Source organism: Pseudoduganella sp. S-14, assembly GCF_049913285.1.
In the GTDB taxonomy this organism is placed as follows: Bacteria; Pseudomonadota; Gammaproteobacteria; order Burkholderiales; family Burkholderiaceae_D; genus Rugamonas.
Genome location: NZ_CP183991.1, coordinates 825,412 through 845,823, shown reverse-complemented (window position 1 = coordinate 845,823; position 20,412 = coordinate 825,412). Strand labels below are relative to the sequence as shown.

General features: G+C 63.7%; 9 protein-coding genes. 2 read left to right on the top strand and 7 right to left on the bottom strand.

Annotation, left to right across the window (positions count from 1 at the left end; all coding sequences use genetic code 11):
* The 4 genes from ACN9MZ_RS03800 to ACN9MZ_RS03785 all read right to left on the bottom strand — a co-directional run bounded on the left by ACN9MZ_RS03800 (position 1) and on the right by ACN9MZ_RS03785 (position 6,066).
* On the bottom strand, positions 1–1,335 hold the full coding sequence (locus ACN9MZ_RS03800) for a TldD/PmbA family protein (protein WP_426340972.1): 1,335 nt from the start codon (positions 1,333–1,335) through the stop codon (positions 1–3).
* A gap of 11 nt (positions 1,336–1,346) precedes the next feature.
* The gene (locus tag ACN9MZ_RS03795; protein ID WP_426340971.1) at positions 1,347–2,984 is read right to left on the bottom strand and encodes a TldD/PmbA family protein; all 1,638 of its coding nucleotides are present in this window, start codon (positions 2,982–2,984) and stop codon (positions 1,347–1,349) included.
* A 93-nt stretch (positions 2,985–3,077) separates the two neighbouring features.
* Positions 3,078–4,415, bottom strand: coding sequence for a TldD/PmbA family protein (locus tag ACN9MZ_RS03790; protein ID WP_426340970.1), 1,338 nt, complete (start codon positions 4,413–4,415; stop codon positions 3,078–3,080).
* Positions 4,416–4,431: 16 nt separating this feature from the next.
* Entirely contained in the window at positions 4,432–6,066 is a 1,635-nt protein-coding gene (locus tag ACN9MZ_RS03785; RefSeq protein ID WP_426340969.1) for a TldD/PmbA family protein, read from the bottom strand.
* 306 nt (positions 6,067–6,372) lie between these two features.
* Here ACN9MZ_RS03785 and ACN9MZ_RS03780 point away from each other — a divergent pair, with 306 nt between their 5' ends.
* Together ACN9MZ_RS03780 and ACN9MZ_RS03775 are read left to right on the top strand one after the other, a co-directional pair.
* Complete coding sequence (locus tag ACN9MZ_RS03780; RefSeq protein ID WP_426340968.1) at positions 6,373–7,188, top strand: class I SAM-dependent methyltransferase; 816 nt, start codon at positions 6,373–6,375, stop codon at positions 7,186–7,188.
* Positions 7,189–7,191: 3 nt separating this feature from the next.
* On the top strand, positions 7,192–8,049 hold the full coding sequence (locus ACN9MZ_RS03775) for a substrate-binding periplasmic protein (RefSeq protein WP_426340967.1): 858 nt from the start codon (positions 7,192–7,194) through the stop codon (positions 8,047–8,049).
* A gap of 158 nt (positions 8,050–8,207) precedes the next feature.
* Here ACN9MZ_RS03775 and ACN9MZ_RS03770 read toward each other — a convergent pair whose 3' ends face one another.
* The 3 genes from ACN9MZ_RS03770 to ACN9MZ_RS03760 form a co-directional block, all read right to left on the bottom strand.
* Positions 8,208–9,815 carry a serine hydrolase gene (locus ACN9MZ_RS03770; protein WP_426340966.1) on the bottom strand — a complete coding sequence of 536 codons (1,608 nt, stop codon included), beginning with the start codon at positions 9,813–9,815 and terminating at the stop codon, positions 8,208–8,210.
* 2 nt (positions 9,816–9,817) lie between these two features.
* Positions 9,818–11,659: a M1 family metallopeptidase gene (locus tag ACN9MZ_RS03765; protein ID WP_426340965.1), complete on the bottom strand. Its 1,842-nt coding sequence runs from the start codon at positions 11,657–11,659 to the stop codon at positions 9,818–9,820.
* 121 nt (positions 11,660–11,780) lie between these two features.
* Positions 11,781–20,336 (bottom strand): GH36-type glycosyl hydrolase domain-containing protein, encoded by an 8,556-nt coding sequence (locus tag ACN9MZ_RS03760; protein ID WP_426340964.1) that lies wholly within the window; start codon positions 20,334–20,336, stop codon positions 11,781–11,783.
* Between the last annotated feature and the right edge of the window lie 76 nt (positions 20,337–20,412).

Sequence of the window (20,412 nt, the reverse complement as noted above, 5' to 3'; positions counted from 1 at the left end):
TCAGACCGCGTCGGACAGCGACGTGAAGTTGAAGTCCCGCACCTTCATGGCCGGGATCATCAGCTTGCGCGCATCGGTATCGCCGATCAGCACCGGACGCCCCAGTTCATCGATGTTGTTCAGCATCGAGACCGGGCTGTCGTTGAAGCGGAAGTTCTTGATTGGGTGCTTGATCTTGCCGTTCTCGATGTAGAAAGTGCCGTCGCGGGTCAGGCCGGTCAGCGCCACCGGTTGCGGGTCCACCATGCGGATATACCAGGTGCGGGTCACCAGGATGCCCTTCTTGGTCGAAGCAATCAGTTCCTCGGTCGACTTCGATCCGCCAGCCATGATGATGTTGCCCGCTGGCGGCGTAGCTTCTTTCTTCTGCTTTTGCGCCCAGTAGCGGTTGTAGTCCAACGAAGTGATGACACCTCCCTTGATCAGGTCGCGGCGCGCGCGTGCCTGCATTGAGCCCTGGTCCCAAGGCAGCACCGGCGCATTGGCATCCCACGGATCGGTCCAGACATTCACCTGCTCGTCGAACAGCTTGTCGCCCAGGCGATTGGCTCCGCCTTTCTTGGACAGGAAGCTGCGTCCTTCATCGGCCGAACGCGCATCGAAGGCGCTGAACATGAAGTTCAGCAGGTCGTTGGTGGCGGCGGGCTCCATCACCACGGTGTAGCGCCCTGGCTCCAGCGCTCTTGCGTCCACCGAACGCAGCGCCTTCTCGATGGCGATCTCGGAGGCTGCGCGCGGATCGAAAGCCTTGGGATCGTAGGCGGCGCGATTGACCCAGCCGGACCCACGGCCGTCTTCAGTGCGCGTCGTCACAGTGAAATTCAGCCCGCCCAGTTCCTGGAAGCCGAACACGCCGTTGGAGTTGGCGATGCAGTCGAAACCGACGCTGTCGTTGAAGAAGCCGGCTGCCTGCAGGCCGGCCTTCTTCGCTGCGGCGATACTGGCAAAGGCCACGTCGGCGCGATAATCCGGATTGAATGCCTCGGCGTTGCGGTTGAAGGTGTTGGTCGCCTTGAACTCCTGCTTGGCCACGGCCGGCATGAATTCCGGATTCTCCGGCGCCAGGCGCGCGATTTCCTCGGCGCGGCGCACGGCGGCTTCCAGCGACTTGGCATCGAACTGGTTGCAGGTGGCCGAGCCTTGCTTCTTGCCGAAAGCGACGCTGACCACCAGGGTCGTGTCTTCAATCTGACCGGCAGTGGAGACGCTGTTGTTGGCGTAACGCACATTGCCCTTGCGGCTGCCGCTCAGGTTGACGCGGCACTCGTCGGCCTTGGACATGGCCATCACTTTGTCGCAGATGCTTTTTGCTTCGTCTTTGCTCAGGAGTTTCATCTATCGCGTCCTTAGTCAATCTTGCGGGCAGTGTTGATCACGTTGATGCCATTGAAGCGCGTGGTCGAAGAACCATGCGAAACGGCGCTGACCTGGCTTGGCTGGCCCTTGCCATCAAAGAACGAGCCGCCCATACGCCAGTCGCGCTGGTCACAAGTGGCCGAACAGGAATTCCAGAACTCCTGCGTGTTCGACTGGTATGCCACGTCGTTCAGCATCTGGCCAACCTTGCCGTCCTTGATCTCGTAGAACAACTGGCCGCCGAACTGGAAGTTGTAGCGCTGCTGGTCGATCGAGTAGGAGCCGCGGCCCAGGATGTAGATGCCCTTCTTCACATCCTTGACCATCTCGTCCACCGACAAAGGCTTCTTGCCTGCTTCGAGCGAGACGTTAGGCATGCGCTGGAACTGCACGCTGCTCCAGGAATCCGCGTACGAGCAACCGTGAGACTCCTTCTCGCCGATGATATGCGCCTGGTCGCGCGTGGCCTGGTAATTCACCAGGATGCCGTTGCGGATCAGGTCCCATTTCTTTGAAGGCACGCCTTCATCGTCGTAGCCCACACAGCCCAGCGAACCGGGGGTGGTCTTGTCGGCCACGATGTTGACGATGTCGGAACCGTATTTGAAGTTCCTGCCCTTCCACTTGTCCAGCGTGGCAAAGGAAGTGCCGGCGTAGTTGGCTTCATATCCCAGCACGCGGTCCAGTTCCGTTGCGTGACCGACGTTCTCGTGAATGGTCAGGAACAGGTGTTCAGGGCTCAGCACCAGGTCGTACTTGCCTGGCTCGACCGACTTGGCCGACAGCTTTTCGCGCGCCTGCTTGCCGGCGGCTTTGGCGTCTTCGATGATGTCGTAGCCGCCGTTGTACAGCTGCGTCACGCCGCCTGCCGCGCGCACCTTGTGCTCCGGCCTGGCGTCGAAGAATTCATAACCCATGCCGGCCGGCGAAGACAGGCCGTCGCGGGTGCGGAACTTGCCGGTTGCCTTGTCCACTGCAGTCGCCGTGAACGGCGCCCACAGGCGGTGTACGTCCTGGTCGATGTAGGAACCGTCGGTCGAGGCAAAGTATTTCTGCTGATTGACCTGGAACAGGTTGGCGGTCATGAAGGAAGCGCCGGCATCCAGGCCAGCCTTGTTCGCGGCCAGCAGCATGTCGGCCTTTTCCTTGATCGGCACTTCGCGCCAATCCTTCTTGAAAGGCGTCTGCCATGCGACTTCGCCCACGCCTTTGACCGGCGCCAGTTGCACCGGCGAGGCCTGCAGGCGCGCGTTGGCGCGCGCAATGGCCACTGCCTGTCGCGCGGCGTCGGCGACGGCGTCGACAGTCAGCGCATTGGTGGCGGCGAAGCCGTACGCGCCGTTGGCGATCACGCGCACGCCGACACCGGTCGATTCGGTGTTGACGATGTTTTCAACGCGCGTGTCGCGGGTGGTGATGAACTGGTTCAGGTAGCGGCCAATGCGCACGTCGCAGTAGCTGGCGCCCGCCTTGGTGGCGGCGTTCAGCGCGGCGTCGGCGAGTTCTTTCTTGAACTTGCGGGCCATCGGATTCATCAGGTCCTCGGCGGCGATGGCGTTGCCGAAGACGGGGACCAGCATGGTGCCGCCGGCGGCAGCGGCGACTTTCAGGAAGGATCTACGTTCCAAGTGTGTTGCTCCAAAAACTTTAAACCGGCAAACCCGGGTCAGGCACAAGTGCCTGACCCGCCTACGCGGCGTGTACCGGCTGATCTACCGGCTTTAAACAGCGTCGGACAGTGAGGTGAAGTTGAAGTCCCGCACCTTCATCGCTGGAATCAGCAGTTGGAACTGCGACTCGTCGCCAGCCAGCACTTCCGGACGGCCCAGTTCTTCGATGTTGTTCAACATCGTTACCGGGCTTTCATTGAACCGGAAGTTCTTCACCGGGTGCTTGATCTTGCCGTTCTCGATGTAGAAGGTGCCATCGCGGGTCAGGCCGGTCAGCAGCACGGTTTGCGGATCGACCATGCGGATATACCAGGTGCGGGTCACCAGGATGCCCTTCTTGGTCGAGGCAATCAGCTCCTCGGTCGACTTGGAACCGCCGGCCATGATGATATTGCCCGGCTGGCCGATGGCGCGCTGGCCCTGCTTCTTGCCCCAAAACGGCGAGTAGTTCATCGAAGCGATCTTGCCGTTCTTGATGATGTCCATGCGCTCGCGCGCCAGCAAGGTCTGGTTATCCCATGGCAGCACAGGAATATCCTTATCCCACGGGTCAGCCCACACGTTCACCTGCTCGTCGAACAGTTTTTCGCCCATGCGGTTGCCGCCGCCCTTCTTGGCCAGGAAGCTGCGGCCCTCGTCGGCCGAACGCGCGTCGAAGCTGTTGAACATGAATGCCAGCAGGTCGGAAGTGGCGGCAGGTTCCAGGATCACCGTATAGCGGCCAGGCTCCAGCGCCTTGGCTTCAGCCGAACGGATCGCCTTTTCCATCGCCACTTCGGCCGCTGCGCGCGGATCGAAGCGATGGACGTCCTGCGCATCGCGGCGCACCCAGCCCGAACCGCGGCCGTCTTCAGTACGCACGGTGCAGGTGAAGTCGATGCCGGTCTGCGACTGGTGGCCGAACACGCCGCGCGAGTTGGCGACGGTCTCGAACGAGGACTGGTCGGTAAAGAAGCCGGCAGCGACCAGGCCCTTCTTCTTGCAGGCCTCGATGCTGTAGGCAGCCACTTGCGCGCGGTACTCGGGATTGATCGCGTCGGTAGACTTGCTGAAGGTGTCGGAGCCCTTGAACGCCTGCTTGTCCGGCGTCGGCATGAACTCCGGATTCTCCGGCGCCAGTTTCGCCAGTTCTTCCGCGCGCTGCACGGCTTTCACCAGTGACTTGTCGTCGAACTCGTTGATGACTGCCGTGCCCTGCTTCTTGCCGAAGGCGACCGCCACGGACAATTGGGTATTTTCCACCAGGCCGGCAGTCGACACGGCGTTGCGCGCGTAGCGGATATTGCCGGTGCGGCTGCCGTTGATGGTAACGATGCATTCGTCGGCTTTGCTCAGCGACATGACCTTGTCGGCGATGCGCTTGGTCTCTTCCTGATTCAGGATCTTCATTCGTAGTCCTTTCGCCTTAGCCGATCTTGCGGGCGGTGTTGATCACATTGATGCCGTTGAAGCGCGAGGTCGACGAACCGTGCGACACCGCGCTCACCTGCATCGGCTGGCCTTTGCCGTCGAAGAAGGAACCGCCCATGCGCCAGTCGCGCTCATCGCACATGGCAGTGCAAGCGTTCCAGAACTCCTGGGTATTCGACTGGTAAGCCACGTCCTCCAGCATCTGGCCGATCTTGCCGTCCTTGATCTCATAGAACATCTGGCCGCCGAACTGGAAGTTGTAGCGCTGCTGGTCGATCGAGAAGGAACCGGCGCCCACGATGTAGATGCCCTTCTTCACGTCTTTCACCAGTTCGTCCGGGGTCAGCCTCTTCTTGCCAGCCTTGAGCGAAACGTTAGGCATGCGCTGGAACTGCACATTGCTCCAGGAGTCCGCGTAGGAGCAGCCGTGCGACTCTTTTTCGCCGATCACCGCCGCCTGGTCGCGCGTAGCCTGGTAATTGACCAGGATGCCGTCCTTGATGATGTCCCACTTCTTGCACTTGACGCCTTCGTCGTCGTAGCCGACCGCACCCAGCGACCCCTGGATGGTCTTGTCGGCCTCGATGTTGACCAGGTCCGAGCCGTACTTGAATTTCTTCGACTGCTGCTTGTCCAGGGTCGCGAAGGAAGTACCGGCGAAGTTGGCCTCGTAGCCCAGCACGCGGTCCAGTTCAGTCGGGTGGCCGACGGATTCGTGGATGGTCAGCCACATGTGTTCCGGCGACAGCACCAGGTCGTACTTGCCCGGCTCCACCGACTTGGCGGTCAGCTTTTCCTTGGCCTGGCGGCCGGCGGCCTTCGCATCCTCGACCAGGTCGTAGGTACGGTTGTACAGCGTAGCGACGCCGCCCGCTGCCTTGATCTTGTCCTCCTTGCGGCCGTCCAGGTATTCATAGCCCATGCCGACCGGAGTGCCCAGGTCGGAACGGCTGCGGAACTTGCCGGTCGACTTGTCAACGGCGGTGGCGAAGAACGGCACCCACAGGCGATGCAGGTCCTGGTCGATATAGGAACCGTCGGTGGAAGCGAAGTACTTCTGCTGGTTGACCTGGAACAGCAAGGACTGGATGAAGGAAGCGCCGGCTTCCAGTGCGCCCTTGTTGGCGGTGATCAGCAGGTCGGCCTTCTCCTTGATCGGCACGGTGCGCCAGTCTTTCTTGATCGGGGTCGCCCACGAAACTTCGCCCACGCCCGGCGTCGGCGCCAGCTGCACACCGGCTGCCTGCAGCTTGGCATTGGCCTTGGCGATGGCGACCGCCTGGCGCGCCGCGCCGGCCACGCCGTCCGGCGACATGTCGCTGGTGGCGGCAAAGCCGTAGGCGCCGTTGGCAATCACGCGCACGCCCACGCCTGCGGATTCGGTATTGGTGACGTTTTCGATGTTCAGGTCACGGGTGGTGATGAACTGGTTCAGGTAGCGGCCGATGCGCACGTCGCAGTAGCTGGCGCCGGCCTGGGTGGCCGCGGTCAGCGCGGTATCAGCCAGCGTTTTCTTGAACTTCACTTCCACGGGCTTTACCAGCTCGTCGGCCGCAATGGCGCGGCCAAAAGGCATCATCATGGCAGCCATCGCACCGCCGCTCATGTTGAGGAATGCACGTCGTTCCATAGTCTCTCCAGGGTTATCGTTTTTACCTAAGACAGCTTGCAGGGATCAAATCGTACGCAATTTTTATGCCATTGTGTAAAGCTTGTACAAACCTGAAACATTTGAAAATTAAATGGGGACGTACCCCATTTAACAGGAAATTTCTTTTTAAATGGGGTACGTCCCCATTTAATTTTCCAGTGTCCGCCCAGTGTCCGCACACCGTCCGCGCGGACACTTGACCGGGCGGCCAGCTTGCACGATCATCAAGTCCCGGGCGACCGGAGCCGCTGTGTCGCCTGCCCAACGAAAAAAGGAGACTCCTGAATGAAACAGTACGTCCTGGCCGGCCTGCTGGCCGTCGGCTTTACCAGTTTTTCCGGCGTTGCACTGGCAGATCCTGCCCTGAAAGCTGCAATCGCCAGCCCTACCCGCAACGCGGACAACATCAAACGCGACCAGTACCGCCATCCTTACGAGACCCTGACCTTCTTCGGCATCAAGCCGAACATGACGGTGGTCGAACTGTCGCCGGGCGGCGGCTGGTACACCGAAATCCTGGCGCCCTATCTGCGCGACCAGGGCAAGCTGATTACTGCCGGCTCCAGCCCGCAATCGGGCGACGAACGCGTGCGCAAGTCGGCTGAACGCTTCCAGGAGTTCCTGGCCAAGCAGCCGGGCCGCGACAAGGTGGTGCTGGGGGCCTTCGAACCAGGCAACGGCGTATACACTTACGCGCCGAAAGGCAGCGCCGACATGGTGCTCACGTTCCGCAACATCCATAACTGGATCGGCACCGGCGACGAGAACATGAAGAAGCTGATGGCCAGCATCTACGACACCCTGAAACCAGGCGGTATCTTCGGCGTGGAAGAACACCGCCTGCCGTCCGCCATGACCCAGGATGCCAAGGCCAGCACCGGCTATATGCACGAAGCCTATGTCATCAAGATGGCCGAACAGGCCGGCTTCAAGCTGGTGGCAAAGTCTGAAGTCAACGCCAATGCCAAAGATGACGCCAACCACGAGAACGGGGTGTGGGCCTTGCCGCCGACCTTCACCAACAAGGACAAGGACCGCGCCAAATACGCTGCCATTGGCGAGAGCGACCGCATGACGCTGAAGTTCGTCAAGCCGCAGTAATCGGTGCTGAAAAAGCTGCAACGCGCTGCCGCCGGCTTGCTGCTGGCGGCGGCATCCACCCTGGCCAGTGCGGGCGCCGCGGCCAATGCGCCGCTGATGCGCTTCGTCCTGCCCTCGGTCACGCCTGGCTCCGAGGTACAGGTCACCTACTTCCACCTGCTGCTGCGCCTCGCGCTGGAAAAGACCGACGGCCCCTTCTCCATCGAGTTCTATCCCCACGAACTGACCAGCCCGCGCCGCGCCCTGGAACTCAAGCGCAATGGCGTCATCAACATCATGTGGGACGGCACCAACGCCGAGCGCGAGCGCGACCTGCTGCCGATTCGCATCTCCCTGGTGCGCGAGCTGAACGATTACCGCGTCTTCATGATCCGCAAGGAGGATGAAGCGCGCTTCCGCGAGGTTCGCAACCTGGGCGACCTGCGCAAGCTGACTGCCGGCGCGGGCGTCAACTGGCCGTCGGTGGACGTGTTGCGCCACAACCGCCTGCCGGTTGAAACGACGGTCAATTACAGTTCTTTGTTCCCGATGCTGAAAGCGAAGCGCTTCGACTACATGCCGCGCGGCGTGCACGAGGCCTGGGCCGAGGAACAGGTGTATGGGAAGGATGGATTGATGGTGGAACCGACCATCTTCCTGCATTACCGCGTACCGTTCTATTTCTTTGTCAGCAAGGACAACAAGGCGTTGGCGGCGCGGGTGGAGCGAGGCTTGAAACTTGCGCAAGCCGATGGCAGTTTCGACAAACTGTTGAACGGCTACCCGGCTTTCCAGCGCGCCCTGGGGGAGATCGCGGCGCGCAAGCGCAAGGTATTTGAACTGGAGCTTCCTAGCGCGATTGCAGGCGGCTCATCAAGGTGACAAAGCCGTATCCGGCAACGAAAAGACCGCCCAAGACGACGGCAATTGAAACGATCAGGCTAGTCATTCATTCTCCCATGTGCATAAACCAGCCGCTATTATGCTGCATGCGCACATGAATGATTCTCACACTTCGTTTCAAGATTGTCGGAATTTTGTCATTTTTTCACCGGAGTAAAGGACAAATCGGCGAAGTCATAGCTGAAATCAGTCTCGGTGGACACTGGCGCCATCTTCATGCGATCAATCGAACCGTCCGGATTCAGCGAAAACGTCACATAGGCATCGGCGTTGAAATTGCGCTCCTTCCAGCGCACGATGAACGTGTCGTGCTGGAAGTGCTCCAGCGTGCCGGTCAAATCCGGCGTGCGGCTGAACGACATGAGCTGCTTGCCGCCTTCCTGCCTGATGCTCACCGTGCCATACCAGGGGTCGTTATAGTCGCCGTTGTAGGATGCCAGCGGCAGCGAAGGCCTGGACGCCGCCGCCCGGGCTGAGGACAGCTTGCCCTGGCGCGCCAGTTCTTCCTTGTGCATTTCAGCTTCCTGCTCGGCGTAGAGCTTGATCCAGTCGGTCGGCGCCGCGCCCAGGTAATGGTCCAGGATGCGCCATTGCAGCGCCGTCATGGCCGGGCCGTTTTCCGCATTGGTGAAGATGGCCACGCCCAGCTTCTCTTCCGGCACCATCACGATGCGCGAATAAAAGCCCTGCAACGCGCCGCCGTGCATGGCGACCTTGCGGCCGCGGTAATCGCGCAGCTGGAAACCCAGGCCGTACGCCGCGAAGTTTGGCCTGGTGGCAGCCAGTGCCGGTTTCGGATCGCTGATCTTCATCGGCGTTTGCTGGGTCCACATCTCGCGCGCCTGCTTGGCGCTGAACAGCTGCTTGCCGTTCTCCATCTTGCCTTCGTTGAGCAGGACCTGCATCCACTTGGCGATGTCTTGCGCATTGGTCTGGATGCCGACCGCGCCAACCGCGTTTTGCACCGGCATCGGCTTGACTACGGCGGCCTTGCCATGGATCTTGCTGTGCGGCGCCGAGTAGTCGGCCGTTTTCAGCATGTCATCGACATTGGTGGTGCTGCCATTCATGCCCAGCGGCGCCAGGATGCGTTCGCGCGTCGCCTCTTCCCAGCTCTTGCCGGACTTCTGCGCTACGATCTTGCCGGCCACGATGTACAGCAGGTTGTCGTAGGCGTAGCTGTTGCGAAAGCTGGTCGCCAGCTTGACATTGCGCAGGCGGTCGATGATTTCATCGGTGCTGAAGGTCGTGGTCGGCCACCACAGCAGGTCGCCGGCGCCCAGCCCGAGGCCGCTGCGGTGCACCAGCAGGTCGCGCACGGTCATGGCTTGGGTCACGTAGGCGTCCGCCATCTGGAAACCCGGCAGGTGTTTGGTAACCGGGTCGTCCCAGCCCAGCTTGCCCTCGTCCACCAGCTGCGCCAGTGCGGCAGCGGTAAAGGCTTTCGAATTCGAGGCAATCTCGAACAGGGTTTGCCCCGTGACCGGCGCCGGGTTGCCGAGCCGGCGCACGCCGAAGCCCTTGGCCGCCACCAACTTGCCGTCCTTGACGATGGCGATGGCCATGCCGGGCACGTCGAAGGTCTTCAGCGCCAGGTTGACGTCACGCTCAAGGTCGAAGGCTGGCGCACTGGCGGCGGCAGCGGCTACCGCGCCTTCCGCCGCGGCGATGGCCGGCGCGCCGATGGCGGCGCTGGCCGCGAAGGCCAGCATGAGCAGGGCCGCAATTCGTTTCTTCAGCAGCATGGTCATTTCTTCAGCAATTTATCGACGGAACCCTGGGTCTCAGGATGGTAGCGCGGCCGCGCCTTGGCGTAGACGCCTTTGGCCCATGCTGCTTCGTTCGGGTTGTTCAGCAGCGCCTTGTACAGCGGAACCACGAACTTCTGGCGCCCCACGCTCATGAGGAAGGCATTCAGCGGCTCGCGCACGCCATAGCCCGCATGCACGGACGCCAGCAGGAAGCGGAAGCCGATTTCATTATTCTTCGTATCGCGCAGCTTGAAGGCCTCATCAAGCTCCTTCATTTGCGCAGCATTGGCCTTGCTGTCGATGCCGTTCAGGAAATGCATCCACTCCAGCGCGGTCCACTGCTGCGTCTCCAGCAGGCTGGTGCCCAGCTCGCCTTTCAACCAGGCGTCGCGCTTGCCGTCCAGCGCGGCCAGGCGCGGCGAATTCACGTACTGCGCGCTGGCCGGGATGCCGCTGCCGTGCAGCCATTCGTCCAGCTCCGCATCGCCCATGATGGCGGGATTCTTTGCCAGCAGGTTCTTGCGCAGGTAGTCGACGAATTCGGCGGTGGTCGCCGACTGGAAGGCGTGCTGGTCGAACCAGCCGCGCAGGAAGGGGTCGAACACTTCGCGGCCGGCACGCTGCTCCAGCGTGTGCAGCAGCCAGGCGCCTTTCGGGTAAGCCAGGCCCTCGTCGGTGTAGGTGTCCGGATTGTTGTCGGGGTCCTTGGTCAGCAAGGCCTGCTTGGCGGGCGGGATGTCTTTCAGCGAAGCGACGGCTTCGGCCTGCTCCACTTGCAGGTTCATGTCGGCCACTTCCTTGCCGTACAGGCTTTCCACGATGCGGGTGGTGACGTAGGTGGTAAAGCCCTCGTTCAGCCACCAGTGCTTCCACGAAGCGTTGGTCACCAGGTTGCCGGACCAGCTGTGCGCCAGCTCGTGCGCGATCAGGTCGTTCAGGCTGCGATCGCCCGCGATCATGGTCGGGGTCAGGAAAGTCATGCGCGGGTTTTCCATGCCGCCGATCGGGAACGAGGGCGGCAGCACCAGCATGTCGTAGCGCCCCCAGCGATAAGGGCCGTACAGCGCTTCGGCAGCATTGATCATCTTCTCGGTGTCGGCCAGCTCGTAGGCAGCGGCATCGATGCGGCCGGGCTCCGCGTACACCGCGGTGCGCGGGCCGAGGTTGCGCAGCTCGATCTCGCCGATGGCGATGGCCAGCAGGTAGGCCGGGATCGGCTGCGGCATCTTGAAGTCCCAGCCGCCCTTGCCGGTCGCATGCTGGTCGCCTTCCGCGCTCATTACGACACGCATGCCGGCCGGCGCGTCGATATGGGCGCTGTAGGTGAAGCGCACCGCCGGCGTATCCTGCACCGGCGCCCAGGAACGTGCATCGATGGTTTCCGACTGGCTGAACATGAAGGGGCGCTTGCCCGACAGCGTCTGCTCGGGATTCATCCACTGCAGCGCATTCGCGCTCGGCGCGGTACGGTAATAGATGCGGACTTTCTCGGGCTGCGATTGCAGGGCGATGCGCAGGGCGCGGCCCTTCTTAGGATCTTGCTTGTCGAGCATGAAGGAGGCCGGCGCCCAGTTGCCGTCCGGGCGCTGCACTTGCACGCGCGCGATCTTGAGCTGGCGCGTGTCGAGCACCAGGGTGCGCGCCGACTTGTCGATCCAGTTCAGCGACAGTTCCGCATAACCGTCGAGCGTCTTGCGGGTGAAGTCGGCTCTCAGGTCCAGGTGCAAGTCAGTGGTGCGCACCTGGTCGTAGCGCGCAAAGCTCAGCGGATCCTGCGCCCGCGCGGGTAGCGCAAACGCAGCCGCCAACGCAGCAGCAGTCAAAGACAGTCGGAACATGGCATCTCTCTGTTGTTACAAGCGCGCAGAGGATAGCACACCTAAAGTCGGGGTCAGGTTGGCAATCGGACATCTGGTGCAGCCCGATGTCCGATTGCCAGACCTGACCCCGGCTTTCAAATTACACTTTAATGTCTATCTCGTAGGTTGTGCCGTCGTCGACCAGGGCGATTTCCGTTGGCGAGGCGCTGGCTTCGCCGCGGGTGATGCGCAGGACGTAGGTGCTGCTGCCGTGGCGGTAATGCAGCGTGAAACCTGGCCAGGATGCCGGCATGCGCGGCGCCAGCAGCAGCTTGTCGGCCTGGCGCGTCAGGCCGAGCAGGGATTCCAGCAGCAGGCGGTACATCCAGCCCGAGGACCCGGTGTACCAGCTCCAGCCGCCGCGGCCGACGTGCGGTTCGACGGCGTAGACGTCGGCTGTCACCACATACGGCTCGACCTTGTAGCGCGCGCAGGATTCGGCATCCGAACCGTGCCGTACCGGATTGATCATCCGCATCAGGTCCCAGGCCCGTTCAACGTCCCCCAGGCGCGCGAAGGCCATCACGGTCCAGATAGCGGCGTGGGTGTACTGGCCGCCGTTCTCCCTTACGCCCGGCACGTAGCCGCGGATATAGCCGGGATTCAGCGCGGACTTATCGAACGGTGGATCAAGCAGCTGGATCAGGCCGAACTCGCGCCGCACCAGCCGCGCTTCCACCTGCTCCATCGCGCCTTCCACGCGCGCCTTGTCGGCAGCGCCGGTCAGCACACCCCAGCTTTGCGAGATCGAGTCGATCTGGCATTCCTCGTTCTGTGCGGAGCCTAGCGGGGTACCGTCGTCGAAGTAGGCGCGGCGATACCACTGGCCGTCCCATGCATTGGCTTCGATATTGGCCGCAATCTGTTTGGCCTGCTCGCGGCACTCGCTGGCGAAAGAGGCGTCGTCGCGCCTCTCGGCCACTTCGGCAAAGCGCTGCAGCACTTCAATCAGGAACCAGGCCAGCCAGACGCTCTCGCCCTTGCCGTGCTCGCCTACTTTGTCCATGCCGTCGTTCCAGTCGCATGAGCCGATCAGCGGCAAGCCATGCTCGCCAAACCGCAGTCCATTGCGGATGGCGCGCACGCAGTGCTCGTACAAGTCACCCGCATGGGCCGAGCGGTTCGGCATGTCGTAGTAGGAATCCTCTTCCGGCTGCACGGGGCGGCCTTCCAGGTAAGGTGCCTGCTCATCCAGCACAGACATGTCTCCCGTGCTGGACACATAGCGCCATGCCGCGAGCGGCAGCCATAGGTAGTCATCCGAGCAGTGCGTGCGCACGCCTCGGTCGGAAGGCGGATGCCACCAGTGCTGCACGTCGCCCTCCACGAACTGGTGCGCCGCGCACAGGATCAAATGCTCGCGCAGGATGTCGGGACGCGTATGCACCATCGCCATCGCGTCCTGCAGCTGGTCGCGGAAGCCGAACGCGCCGCCGCTCTGGTAATAGCCGCTGCGCGCCCACATGCGGCAGGCAATGGTCTGGTACATCAGCCAGCCGTTGACCAGCACATCGAGCTCCGGCTCAGGCGTCTGTACCTGCACCGCACCCAGCACCTTGTCCCAATGCGCATGCACTTCGCCCAGCGCCTGCAGCGCCGCACCGCGCCCGCCATGCCGTTGCACGACATTGGTGGCGTCGGCATTGCGGCGGCCTCCCATGCCGAGCACGAACACGATCTCGCGCTCCTGCCCTGGCTGCAGCTCGAACGGCGCCTGGATCGCCGCGCAGGCATCCAGTCCCGCGCCGGCCTTGCCCGACAAGCGCACGCGCCGCAGCGCTGCCGGCCGCGCCAGGCTGCCGTTGCGACCGATGAACTCCGTGCGGTCGCAGGTCACGGTGCGCACAGAAGCATCGGCATTGAAGAAGGCTACGCGGCCGGAGAATTCCGTGTTGTAGGCATTGCGTGCAAACAGGGCGCCGCTCACCGGATCGATTTCAGTCACGATATGCATGCCCGACTTGGAGCGCATATCGCCCAGCACCCATTCCACATATCCCGTTACCGACAGCTTGCGCGCCTGGTCGGAATCGTTGCGCACCCGGATCACCGTGTAACGCACAGGCGCATCCAGCGCCACGAAGGTGGTCATGCGGCTGCTGATGCCCGCTTCCGCGTACTCGAACGAAGAATAGCCAAATCCGTGGCGCGTCAGGTAGCTGCCTGCGCCCGGCGCAGGCAAGGCGCATGGCGACCAGACACGGCCGCTCTGCTCGTCGCGCAGGTAGAACGCTTCGCCGCTCAGGTCCGACACCGGGTCGTTATGCCATGGCGTCAGGCGGAACTCATGCGCGTTCTCCTGCCAGGTGTAGGCCTGGCCGCTTTCCGATACAACGCTGCCGAACTGCGCGTTGGCGATCACGTTCGACCACGGCAGCGGCGTGCGTTCTCCGGCGCTGGTGGCGATGACATATTCCTTTCCGTCCGGCGTGAAACCGCCCAGGCCATTCACCAGGATCAAGTCATCCGGCAACGGGACGCCAGCCGCGGCATCGCGTTCAAGCGCTTCGGTGCGCGCTTCCGCCATCAGCGGCGGCATGCGCAGCGTGGGCGCCACGCCGCGCTTCAACTGGTCGGCCAGCGTGCCGCGTTCGTCGCTCAGGACAGCGCGCGCCACCGTCTGCAGCAGCACCCGGTCTTCCGGCGCGATGCCTTCGGTCGGCCGCACGAAGATGCCGCCCGGCCGGTCGATCGCCTGCGCATCCAGTCCGGAAGCGATCAACCCCATGATCTGGTCATGGAGGGCCTGGCGGTAGCCGGAGCGGTCCTCGTACCAGATCACCAGGTCCACCACCAGCCCTTTCAGGCGCCAGTAGGCGTGCGCCTGCACCAGCTGCCGCGCCAGTTCGATATTGGCGGCATCGCGGATTTCCATCAGTACGATCGGCAAGTCGCCGGAAATGGCGTAGGCCCACAGGCCGGATTGGCCGCGCTGGTTGCGCACCAGCACGCCGGCATCGGCACGCAGGGCCGCATTCGGATAGATCACATGGTTGGCCAGGCGCGCGTACAACTGGGCCTCGGCTTCGCTGGCATTGAGCTGCCGCAGCACCACCTGGCTGTGCGTCCATGCCAGCTCGAACACGCGGTCCGCCATGTGGCGGTCCTGGTATTTGTCGATCAGGTATTGCGCGGCATCGCGCGTGTCGGTCATGCCGGTCACCACGTCGATCACCGACACCTGCCCCGGCTCCAGCGCAATACGGTAGCGGATTGCCACCACGGGATCGAGCACCGAGCCCTCGCTGCCGGACAGCGGCCCAGGCTCCCGCAGCGCCAGCGGCGCCTGCGCCGTGTTGCCGCGGCCGATGAAGCGCGCCCGGTCGGTTTCGTAGGACACCTGCTGGACCTGCGCATCGTGCACCGTCATCACATGCAGCAGGTAAGGCGTTTTCTCATCCTTGCCGCGCGGACGGCGCGTGCACAGGATGGCGCTTTCGTCCTCCACGATCTCGGTCTGAACGAACAGCTTGCTGAATGCCTGGTGCGCGTTATCCGCCGGCGCCGGCGCCATCACCACTTCGCCGAAGCTGGTGACCTCGATGATGCGGCGCCGCTCGGAATGGTTGCTGATGCGCGTGCGGCGCATTTCGATATCGTCCTCCGGCGACACCACGATTTCCGTGTACAGCTCGATCTCGTTGTCGCTGCGGCGGAATTCTGCGCGGCCTTCGGAGAAGACCACCTCCAGCCGCTTCGGCTCGGCTTGGGTCGGCTGGTAGGTGGTGGACCAGACGGCGCCGTCCTCCACGTCCTGCACGTAGCAGAACTGGCCCCAGTTGTCGCGCGTGCTGTCTTCGCGCCAGCGGGTCACGGCCAGGTTGTTCCAGCGGCTGTAGCTGCCGCCGGCGCTGCTCACCATCACGTGGTAGCGGCCGTTCGACAGGAGCTGGGTTTCCGGCACCGGCGGCGTATGCTGGCTCATGATGCGCATCGGCGCCGCCTGGTCGGGAACCGTGCTGCGCACCGAGGCCTGCTCCGCGCTGGCCGAATGGAAGGCGCCGATGCGCGGGCTGCGTTCCTGCAGCACCAGCAGGGTCGACTGCAACAGCGGGTCGGATTCGAAGCGGCGCTGCATCGGCCGGTCGTTCAGCACATAGCTCAGCGCCAGCAAGCCCATGCCCTGGTGGTGCACCATGAAGGACTTGATGATGGCATATTGCTGGCCGCGCGGCAGGCGCGCCGCCGTGTAATCGATCGCCTCGTAAAAGCCGTAACGTCCCATGAAGCCCATGGCCGCCATCTTCTGCAGGTTCTGGCAAGCGGTATCCGGGTCGACCATCAACCCCAGCATGGTGGCATACGGCGCCACCACCAGGTCTTCCGCCAGGCCGCGTTTCAGTCCGATGCCCGGCACGCCGAAGGCCCGGTACTGGTAGTTCAGCGCCGCGTCGGTGGTGTTGTAGCCGGATTCGGAAATCCCCCACGGCACATTGCGCTGCCTAGCGTATTCCACCTGCGCCGCCACCACCGACTGGTAGGTCTGGTCCAGCAAGGTGCTCGGGTAGGTCGGCATCACCAGCAGCGGCATCAGGTACTCGAACATCGAGCCGCTCCAGGACAGCAGCACCGGTTGGCCGTGCACTATGCAAAGCTGGCGCCCCATGGCGAACCAGTGCTCCTGCGGCAGTTGTCCTTGCGCGATGGCGACAAAGCTGGCCAGCCGCACTTCGGAGGCCAGCAAGTCGTAGCAGCTCGCATCCAGCCGCCGCTCGCTCAGGTTGTAGCCGATGGCCAGCAGCTTGGTGGTCGGGTTGAACAGGAAGCCGTACTCGCACTGGGCGAATTCGTTGGCCTGGTGCGACAGACGGTTCAGCGTGTCGAGCCGCTCGCGCGCGCGCGCCGCGCCCTGCTCCACCAGCGTTGCCAGCTGCTGCTGGCGTTCGCGCTCGTCCGGCGCCAGGTCGCTCGGCACCGCCCCCGGCAAAGGCCAGCTGGCCAGTTCGCGCAAGGTCGGTACGCGGTCGAGCGTCGTGTCGTATTGCGCGTCGGCCTGCGCCGTGATCCAGGGCGCGAAGCCGTCCAGTTCGTCCAGCAGGCTGCGGCACTGCGCATGCAGCGCACCAGCCCACGCCGCAACTTGCGGATCGAGTGGCACCGAGGCCTGGCGCAGGAACAGTTCGGCGCCCTCGCAAGCGCGCAGCAGCCAGGCGCGCTGCTGCCGCAAGCTTGGCGGATAGTCAGGCGGCGGTGCAGCAATGGCCGCTTCCAGCGCGGCCAGCGAATCGGCTGCCACGCTGCCCGCCGTTGCCGCGGCTTCACGCAGCAGGGCGCAGGTGGTGGCCAGTCCTTGCGCCAGGTTCGGATGCACGATCGGCAGTTCGGCAATGCCGACCAGGCCGGCCTGCAGCGTGAGCAGGTGCCCGGCCAGGTTGCCGCTGTCGACGGTGGAAATATAGATCGGATGCAGCGGCTTCATCGACTGGGTGTCGTACCAGTTGTAGAAGTGGCCCTGGTGTCGTTCAAGCTGCGACATGCTGTCCAGCGTGCTGGCCGTGCGCGCCACAAGCTGTGCGCCGGAAATGTAGGCGAAGTCGTAGGCGGTCAGGTTGGCCAGCAGGGCCATGCCCATATTGGTGGGCGAGGTGCGATGCGCCACCACCTGGGTTGGATGCTCCTGCATATTATCCGGCGGCAGCCAGTTGTCTTCCGGGCCGACAAAGGTTTCAAACCACAGCCAGGTCTTGCGCGACAGCTTGTGCAGGAACAGGTTCTGGTCTTCCTTCAGCGCCCGCTGCACGCGCGCGATCGGGAGGCTGATCCACCACGCCACCATCGGCGAGACGAACCATGCCGCGACAAAGATCAGCGCCGCCTCGACGGCTTGAGGGCGCAGCGCGGCCAGGCCGGCCCCGGCTCCCAGCGCCAGCAGCGGCGCAATCCACATGGTGCGCCAGTTGCTGGCCAGGCTGGTGCCGGCATGCGACAGCCCCGATGCCCGCCATTCCAGCAAGCGGCGCCGCGACACCAGCAGGCGCCATCCGGTGCGGACGATGGCGTCCAGGCTGACATAAGCCTCATACGGCAGGAATACCAGCGTCAGCAAGGCGTGCGCGAACTGCATGCCGCTGCGGCGCAGCGAAGCCGGCGCATGCTGGCTCCACAGCGTGTCGTCGGGCTTGTGCAGCAAGTCGTGGATGGCGCTGGCCAGCGGCGGCAGGAAGATGATCGCCAGCACGGCGCAGGCCCAGAACCATGGATGCGGCAGGGCGGCAAAGGCCATCAGCAGCGACAAGGTCAGGACCGGCGCCACCAGGCTGCGGCGCAAGTTGTCGAACAGCTTCCAGCGCGAGAGCGCGGACAGCGGATTCCTTTCATGCTTGCCGCCCGCCAGCGGCACGCGCTGCATCAGCCATGGCAGCAGTTGCCAGTCGCCGCGGATCCAGCGCTGGCGCCGGCTCACGTCATCGCGGTAGCGCGCCGGATAGTGTTCATACAGCTGGCCGTCGCTCAGCAGGCCGGCGCGCAGGTAGCAGCCTTCCAGCAGGTCGTGGCTCAGGATGCGGTTCTGCGGCAGGCGCCGGCCCAGCACTTCTTCGAACACGTCGACATCGTAGATGCCTTTGCCGATAAAGGAGCCTTCGGCAAAGACGTCCTGGTAGACGTCGCTGACGGTGCGCGTATAAGGATCGATTCCCGGTTCGCCGCCGCACAGTTTTTCATAGCGCGAAGCATCCTCGCTCGGCAGGCTGACCGCGACGCGCGGTTGCAGGATGCCATAACCGGCCACCACGCGCCGCAGGCGCTGGTCGATGCGCGGCAGGTTGAGCGGGTGGCGCATGGTGGCAACAAACTGGCGCGCGGCATCGCGCGGCAGCTGCGTGTCGCTATCGAGCGTGATCACATATTTAAAGGCGGGCAGGTCTTCTATCTCGCCAACGATCAGCGAAAACGCGTCCTGCGCGCCGCCGCGCATGAAGCGGTTCAGATCGGACAGCTTGCCGCGCTTGCGCTCCTCGCCCATCCAGGCGCGCTGCGCTGCGTTCCAGCGGCGCGGGCGATGCAGCAGCAGGAAGGGCGCGGCGGCGTCCTGTTCCGTGTACTTCAGGTTCAGGCGCGCGATGTTGGCGGCCGCGCGCTCGGTCAGGGCAGCGTCGGCCGGCTGCGTCTCCTCCTGTGCATCGGCAAAGTCCGTCAGCAGGCAGAAGCGCAGGTTGGGGTCGCGGTTGGCCAGGAAGCGCACCTCGAGCTGCTCGCACAGCTCATCGACGTTCTCGCGGCTATACAGCAGGGCCGGCACCGCCACGACGGTGCGTGCATCGGGCGGAATGCCATGGCGAAAATCCATGCGCGGCAAGGGGCGCGGCTCGACAAACAGCGTCGCCACCCAGTTGACCAGGGCCAGCGCCAGCTGGCTGCTGCCCATCAGTGCGAGAATGCCCAGCACCAGCAGCGCCCACGGCTGCACGCCGTCGCGCCAGGCGCGCTCCAGCATCAGCGCAGTGGCGATCACCGACAGCGCGCCGATTGCCCCGAGATAGGAAAGCAAGGGCGAGGTGCGCATGGTGCGCTTGAGGGAGCGCAGCGGCGGCAGGCGGACGCCGACCTGGCGCTCCAGCAGCAGCATGCCGTCGCCGACCAGGTAATAGCCAACGTGATGCAGGCGCGTGTCCTGATCGGCGGCGCGCGCGCGCGCCAGCTCGAGCGCCTGCTGCGCCACTTCCGCCTCAGTTGCGCGCGAATAGCGCGCCATGCGTTCCACGCTGTGGCGGTATTGGTCGCGCGTGGAGAAGTCCATGTCCGGGTAGGTGCCGGCCGGATCTTCGCGCAAGGACTGCTCGACCACGCTCATGGTCTCGACAAACTCCTGCCAGTCCATGGTGCCGAGGAAGCGCAGGCTGCCGATGCTGTTGGCGATCGACACCTGCTCGGCCGCCTGCAAATGGATTTCAGCCTGGATCTGCTGCTCGATGGTCTGGCCGGACTCCGCCAGGCGGTAGGTGATCCAGTTGAGCGCCAGTGTCAGCACCGGGCTTTGCCCCTGCAAGCGGCGCGCCAGTTCGGCCACGAAGCCACTGGTGATCGGCGGCTCGGAACGCGCCATGTCGGCCACCAGCAAGATCAAGCCGCTCGGGTTCTTGTCGGCGATTTCCACCATCTGGTCGGCCCAGCTATTGGCCAGGTCGCGCTGGAAGCGGTTTTCCGCCACGCGCGCCGCCACGCGACGCAGGTTCTCGATCAGCGCCAGGCGCAGCATGATGGGAATGGCCCACAGCTCGCCCAGCTTCAAGGTTGCCACTTCCTGATAGGCTTCCACGAAACGGCTCAGGCTTTCCGGATCGACGCGGCCGTCGCCGTGCGCGATGATTTCCAGCGCAATCTGGTAGACGCGCGGCGTGCCTTCCGGCGCGCCCTTGGCCAGGCGCGGCAGCTCCTTGCTGTAGTCCTTGGGCAGGTGGCGCCGCGCGGTGCGGATCTGGTCTTCGATCAGGTAGAAGTTGTCGAGCAGCCATTCCGATGCCGGCGTCACCTGGCGGCCTTCCTTGACTGCCGCGGTCAGGCCTTCGCAGGTGGCGCCGAGCAGCACTTCGTTCTCGCTCAGCCTCGCCAGCAGGCGGTCGCCACCGCCGCGCTTGCTGAGTTCATGGCTGGCGGCCAGCGCGCGGCCATGCTGCTCCATCTGTTGCGCGCTGAACAGCTCACCGCGCAGCGGCAAATCATCTTCCTCACCGGTCCCTTTTTCCAGGGACCCCGATTCCGATTGCTTGAAACCGGCACTAGCGGCCGGCCAT

What these genes read in the sequence shown, in the direction of transcription:
- ACN9MZ_RS03800 (WP_426340972.1), bottom strand. Translation starts at nt 1,335, where the DNA reads ATGAAACTCCTGAGCAAAGACGAAGCAAAAAGCATCTGCGACAAAGTG.
- ACN9MZ_RS03785 (WP_426340969.1), bottom strand. Translation starts at nt 6,066, where the DNA reads ATGGAACGACGTGCATTCCTCAACATGAGCGGCGGTGCGATGGCTGCC.
- ACN9MZ_RS03780 (WP_426340968.1), top strand. Translation starts at nt 6,373, where the DNA reads ATGAAACAGTACGTCCTGGCCGGCCTGCTGGCCGTCGGCTTTACCAGT.
- ACN9MZ_RS03765 (WP_426340965.1), bottom strand. Translation starts at nt 11,659, where the DNA reads ATGTTCCGACTGTCTTTGACTGCTGCTGCGTTGGCGGCTGCGTTTGCG.
- ACN9MZ_RS03770 (WP_426340966.1), bottom strand. Translation starts at nt 9,815, where the DNA reads ATGCTGCTGAAGAAACGAATTGCGGCCCTGCTCATGCTGGCCTTCGCG.
- ACN9MZ_RS03790 (WP_426340970.1), bottom strand. Translation starts at nt 4,415, where the DNA reads ATGAAGATCCTGAATCAGGAAGAGACCAAGCGCATCGCCGACAAGGTC.